Source organism: Candidatus Micrarchaeia archaeon, from assembly GCA_041650355.1.
GTDB lineage: Archaea > Micrarchaeota > Micrarchaeia > Anstonellales > Bilamarchaeaceae > JAHJBR01.
The window spans coordinates 1-4,644 of sequence record JBAZLI010000069.1; the positions used below are offsets into that span (position 1 = coordinate 1).

Genomic DNA, 4,644 nt, shown 5'->3' on the forward strand with positions numbered 1-4,644 from the left:
GCATTTGCCGCACCTGAATTTTTCCACCACTGATTCAAGGGCGAGGCCCAAATAGTTGGAGAGGAAATCCTTGGCCTCTAGGATTTTTCCGCAATTCGGGCAAATCTTCAGTTTTTTGTCCATTCTGGGAGAATCACGGCTTGCCTTTAAATTCCTTGGCGTTTGGAGGTATGTCAATTACATCTCCGAGCTCAAGCCGATACTTCCCAGCCGGCTTTTCTGGAAGCACAAAACGCTTTATTTCAGCATGTATGTTTCTGGGATCAACTTTCGGGTCGCGCACGCCGACTAATCTTTTGTCTGGCGCAATGCCTGGCTGCCATCCTATAGTGCACACTCTCATCCGAGTCATTAACCCACCCGATTCTAATTGGTAAAAAAAGTATTTAAATGTATTTTTCAGCCCATATATAGCTTCCCTACTTCCATCTTTCCGTCAGAAGTGAAATTTATCCCGAGAGCCCGGAGTGCGGACGTGTCCTTCCTGGAGAGCATGTGCGTGGTGTGGAGTTCGCATGAGTGCAAATCCCCGAGGCAGTCGAACGCCTTTCCGGCTTCCCCGTCGTTTTTCGCGCTTATCGCAAGCACCACGAGAATCTCGTGAACATCCAAATTTTCCGAATCCTCCTCGTGCATCTTCTTCTTCAGCTCCTTTATCTGGTGTATATACTCTAATGGAAGAATGTGCGTGTCGTCTATTTTTGCCAGCTTTTTCAGCGCGTTCACTATCGCAGCTGATTCTGCGTGCATAAGCGGGCTGTTCTTTCCTGTAATTACGGCGCCGTCCGGGAGCATTATCGCGCACCCCACTTTCAGCCCCTGGTTCCCGTGCGCCTTCTCCGCGGTTTTGCGCGCAGCTTCCACCACAGGCCGTTCCGAGAACGAGATTTTGTGCCTGCGCATGAGCTCTTTTACGGAGAAAACAGGCTCTTCCTTCCCGGTTCCGGAAAGGAAATCAGAGAGGTATGCGAAATACCTCCGTATTATCTCTTGGCGCGCCGCATGTTCGCACAGCTTGAGATTCCTGATTCCGGAAGTCATCCTGTTCAGGCCCATGTCCGTGGGGGATTTGTACGTGCGCATGAAGTTCTTTTCCGAGATTATGCGGTTGAACATGCTCTGTATCATCACGAAACTCTTGACGTCCCGGTTGTAATTGACCGCCTTAATCCCGTAGGCTTTCAGATGGTACGGGTCTATCAGGTTGTAATCGTCTATGTCAGCGGTCGCGGCCTCGTACGCGAGGTTTATCGGGTTCGCAAGCTGGAGGTCCCATATAGGGAAGCTCTCGAATTTCGCATATCCCGAATCCACTTCTTTTATGTAATCCTGGTAAACCATGGCGAGGCAGGTGGCCATTTTTCCCGAGTTGGGCCCTGCGCCGGTCACTATCACTATGGATTTTTGGGTTTTGATGAAGGGTTTTTTCCCGAATCCGCGGGATGATGCAATTGTTTTCAGGTCGTCCGGGTAATTATTTATCAGTCCGCGGTAATACACGCGGTAGCCCTGCTTTTTCAGGAACCCCCCGAACTGCTTTGCTGCCGGCTCGCCGGAAAAAAGGTTTATAACGACGTTCGGGACAGCGAACCCGTAGCCCTTTATGGAATCCAGCATCTTGAGCGAAAAATCCCTGTAGGTTATTCCTAAAGCGCCCATCCTTTTTCCGTTCTGCAGGTCCCGCGCGCTCACGCAGAAGAGGAATTCCAGGTGCCTTTTCTGGGCGAGCCGCTTTATCACTTCCATCTTGGAGTTGAGGCAATAGCCAGGGAGCACGCGCGCAGCGTGGTAGTCGAAAAGGAGCTTTCCGCCGAACTCCAGATATAATTTGTGGAAGTGGGAGGCGCGCTCTATTATCGCGTCGGACTGGACATCCAGGTATTTCGCACTGTCGAAGCCAGTCCTGCCCATGAAGGAGAATGAGTTTTTCAGCATGGAGTTGAAGGGGGCAGTAGAAAATAAATACTTATCGCGAGTTCAAGCATTGGTTTTTCGCATGGAAAAGGATTCTCAGGAAAGCCCGGAAGGCGAGGGCGGGATGGGATTCGGGAGGATGATTGCGCTCAGCGACGGGGTTTTCTCGGTTGCGATGACGCTCCTCGTGATTAATCTGACCATTCCGGACGGTGTGAGCGCACAGAGCCTGCTGCCGGCGGTAATCAGTTTATGGCCGAAATACCTGGCCTTTGTGCTGAGCTTCTACATAACCGCGATGTTCTGGATGAACCATCACAGGATGTTCAGGAGCATAAGGAAGCACGATTATGCGCTCTTGTGGCTCAACCTGATCCTTCTCTTCTTCATAGTCACAATACCGTTTGTCTCCATGCTGATAGGGGAATACGGGGACGAGACGCCTATTCCGGTTATTTTCTACGCGCTGATTCTCGCGGTTGCGGGATTCATGGAATACGTGGTATGGGATTACGCGACTGGAAAGGCCAAGCTCGTGGAGGCCAAGCTTTCAAAAGAGCACATAGAGCAGACGAAGAGAGTGATGCTCACGGCACCCGCGATATTCCTGGTTTCTGTTTTGGTCGCGCCCTTCAACCCGCAGGTTGCGATGCTGATGTGGCTGCTCATCTACCCTGCGAAAAAGGTGGCTGCGGCTTTCAATTGAGCGCGAAAACGCTGTAATTCAGATACGCGGCAAACGTGGTCCAGAGGATGTACGGAATTAAGAGGAGCGCCGCGTTCCTTGAAATCGGATTGAACTTCCAAATTGTGGCTGCGATGAGAATCCACATCGGAACTATCACCAAAAGCCCGTAAAGCGGAGAATGCAGGCCGAAGAAAGCTATTGACCAGAGGACGTTGAGCGCGAGCTGGGCTCCGAAAAATATCATCGCGCCTTTCTTCTCCTTGCTTTTGCTTGAGTAAACCAGGTAAAATGATATGCCCATGAGCGCGTAAAGAAGCGTCCACGCAGGCCCGAAAACCCAGTTAGGGGGCGTGAGAGCCGGCTTAGCCAGTCCGGAGTACCAGCCAGTTATGGAAGACGCAGTGAACATCGCGCCTATTGCCCCGGCCAGCTCGCATAAAATTACGCATCCGATGAGCTTCAATGCCTCCCTGGTCTCCATGTGCCCATCTCATTCGCACTTGTGCCCTCCGAAATTGGACTTGAAGAATCCGGCAATGAATCCGAGCATCGCGCCTATCGCGACCAGGTTCGGATTGGCCACTCCGAAAGCCATGAAGCCCTCTTTCACCAAAGGCCCGATAATTGGTGCAATGCTGACTATCCAGCCCCCGATTGCGCCCATTACGGCCCCGAGGATTGCGAATATGAATATGGCGAGTATCCCCACCATGGCTACGAACACGCCTGCAATTGCCGCAAGAACGCCTGCCCCTACCGCTTTCAGGAAATCAAATCCCATCCAATCACCTTGTTTTTTCGTTTTCCGCGTTTCCAACTTCCGCTTGCCCTTCCTTTTCAATGAAGGAAAGCCCCATGGGCTATTTACCAATGAGTGCATTAAAAACCTTATCAATGGCGTCCATTTCAAAGGCAGGGATTGAAACAAATTCCATGCAATAGGCCCTCTCGAAATCGCTTATGAGCTCGCGAGCGATGCCTTCCCTTTTGAATCTCCGCTCCAGTCGCGAATAATAGCTGGCCATCTCGTTTTGGGAATTGAGCTTTCCGGGGATTTCTAACATCCCTATTCTTTCCCCATAGGCGGCTATCCGCCTCACGAGCTTATAATATTCAAGAAAGGATTTGCGGAGGTCCATGCCCAGGAGCTTCGCAACCTTCGGAGTTCCTTCAAACGGATATTGCAGAAAAGAATATGTGCTTCCCAGCACGTGGTCGAAAACGCTCAGGCCGGAGTTTTTGGAACTCGGATCGGCGTCCATAAATAGCTCTATGCCCGTTCCTTCTATTTCGTTAGTATGCTTTGTATGCGTTCTATTTGGATGATGCGCGTAAGCGTGAAACTCGAGGAAAAGCTTGCCTTCCCAGCTTTTGCCGAATGCTGTGTGAATCACCCTTGCGCGTTCCAGCGCATCGTAGAAAGCGAGCAGTGTATCTGTAGCAATAATTACTGTTTCAAAACGGCTCCAACCTCTTTTTTCTATCTCTTTCCTCAGCTCGAATGCCTTTTCGCTGCTTCTGGGGCTGGGAAGATTTTTTACTGCTATTCCTTCGCACAGGAGCTTTTTCTCAAAAATTTTCCTGAATGCATCAGCTGCCCCGAACTCGGTTGAATGCGGGACAGCAAGGAAAACTTCCTTTATCCCAGAATGCGGGGGCTGGGCGTAAAAACGGTTTTTAGGCTTAGGCATAAGCAGATTTCAGCTAGAAAATATTTAAATATACGTTTTCCCATTTTTTAAAACATTAAAGCCTATGGCCGGCATAAATGCGAAAGCAATATAAATTCCGGATTGGAATTTCCCTTATGGAAACCAAACCCAGGGGAAGAACTGCCGGATTGGGCGCGAAGCTTGACGCTGTGAAGGCGCTGGAGGAACGCATGGATTTCCAGCAGCGCGTAATGGAGGACGTGGAAAAAACCAGGGCAAAGCTGTTTTCAGAGCTCCCTGTCTTCCAGGTGAACATGCGAATTCAGGAGCTTGCCCCAGGGGAAATCAGGCACGCAGAGGGGCCGGATATTTCCAAAGTCGCAAAAATAG

7 protein-coding genes are annotated in these 4,644 nt (G+C 50.5%); 2 read left to right on the plus strand and 5 right to left on the minus strand.

Annotated features, from left to right (window positions below):
- Positions 1–133: 133 nt before the first annotated feature.
- On the minus strand, positions 134–352 hold the full coding sequence (locus WC488_04535) for a hypothetical protein (protein MFA5077666.1): 219 nt from the start codon (positions 350–352) through the stop codon (positions 134–136).
- A 47-nt stretch (positions 353–399) separates the two neighbouring features.
- Entirely contained in the window at positions 400–1,935 is a 1,536-nt protein-coding gene (locus WC488_04540) for a DUF1846 domain-containing protein (protein ID MFA5077667.1), read from the minus strand.
- A 61-nt stretch (positions 1,936–1,996) separates the two neighbouring features.
- On the opposite strand from WC488_04540, the gene WC488_04545 reads away from it, so the two are divergent.
- On the plus strand, positions 1,997–2,620 hold the full coding sequence (locus WC488_04545; protein ID MFA5077668.1) for a TMEM175 family protein: 624 nt from the start codon (positions 1,997–1,999) through the stop codon (positions 2,618–2,620).
- On the opposite strand, the gene WC488_04550 is transcribed toward WC488_04545, so the two are convergent.
- From WC488_04550 to WC488_04560, 3 genes are all read right to left on the minus strand, one after another.
- Positions 2,613–3,083, minus strand: coding sequence for a TspO/MBR family protein (locus tag WC488_04550; GenBank protein ID MFA5077669.1), 471 nt, complete (start codon positions 3,081–3,083; stop codon positions 2,613–2,615). The two genes, WC488_04545 and WC488_04550, sit on opposite strands and share 8 nt — an antisense overlap.
- Positions 3,084–3,092: 9 nt before the next feature.
- Positions 3,093–3,383, minus strand: coding sequence for a hypothetical protein (locus WC488_04555; protein MFA5077670.1), 291 nt, complete (start codon positions 3,381–3,383; stop codon positions 3,093–3,095).
- A gap of 79 nt (positions 3,384–3,462) precedes the next feature.
- A complete protein-coding gene (locus tag WC488_04560; protein MFA5077671.1) occupies positions 3,463–4,293 on the minus strand; it encodes a hypothetical protein in 831 nt (276 codons plus the stop codon).
- Between the two features lie 116 nt (positions 4,294–4,409).
- Here WC488_04560 and WC488_04565 point away from each other — a divergent pair.
- Positions 4,410–4,644: hypothetical protein (locus tag WC488_04565; GenBank protein ID MFA5077672.1), on the plus strand; the 235-nt coding region annotated here is incomplete at its 3' end.

Bases quoted from the DNA above. Each gene is read 5' to 3' on its own strand.
- WC488_04550 (MFA5077669.1), bottom strand. From the start codon at position 3,083: ATGGAGACCAGGGAGGCATTGAAGCTCATCGGATGCGTAATTTTATGC.
- WC488_04555 (MFA5077670.1), bottom strand. From the start codon at position 3,383: ATGGGATTTGATTTCCTGAAAGCGGTAGGGGCAGGCGTTCTTGCGGCA.
- WC488_04540 (MFA5077667.1), bottom strand. From the start codon at position 1,935: ATGCTGAAAAACTCATTCTCCTTCATGGGCAGGACTGGCTTCGACAGT.
- WC488_04535 (MFA5077666.1), bottom strand. From the start codon at position 352: ATGACTCGGATGAGAGTGTGCACTATAGGATGGCAGCCAGGCATTGCG.
- WC488_04560 (MFA5077671.1), bottom strand. From the start codon at position 4,293: ATGCCTAAGCCTAAAAACCGTTTTTACGCCCAGCCCCCGCATTCTGGG.
- WC488_04545 (MFA5077668.1), top strand. From the start codon at position 1,997: ATGGAAAAGGATTCTCAGGAAAGCCCGGAAGGCGAGGGCGGGATGGGA.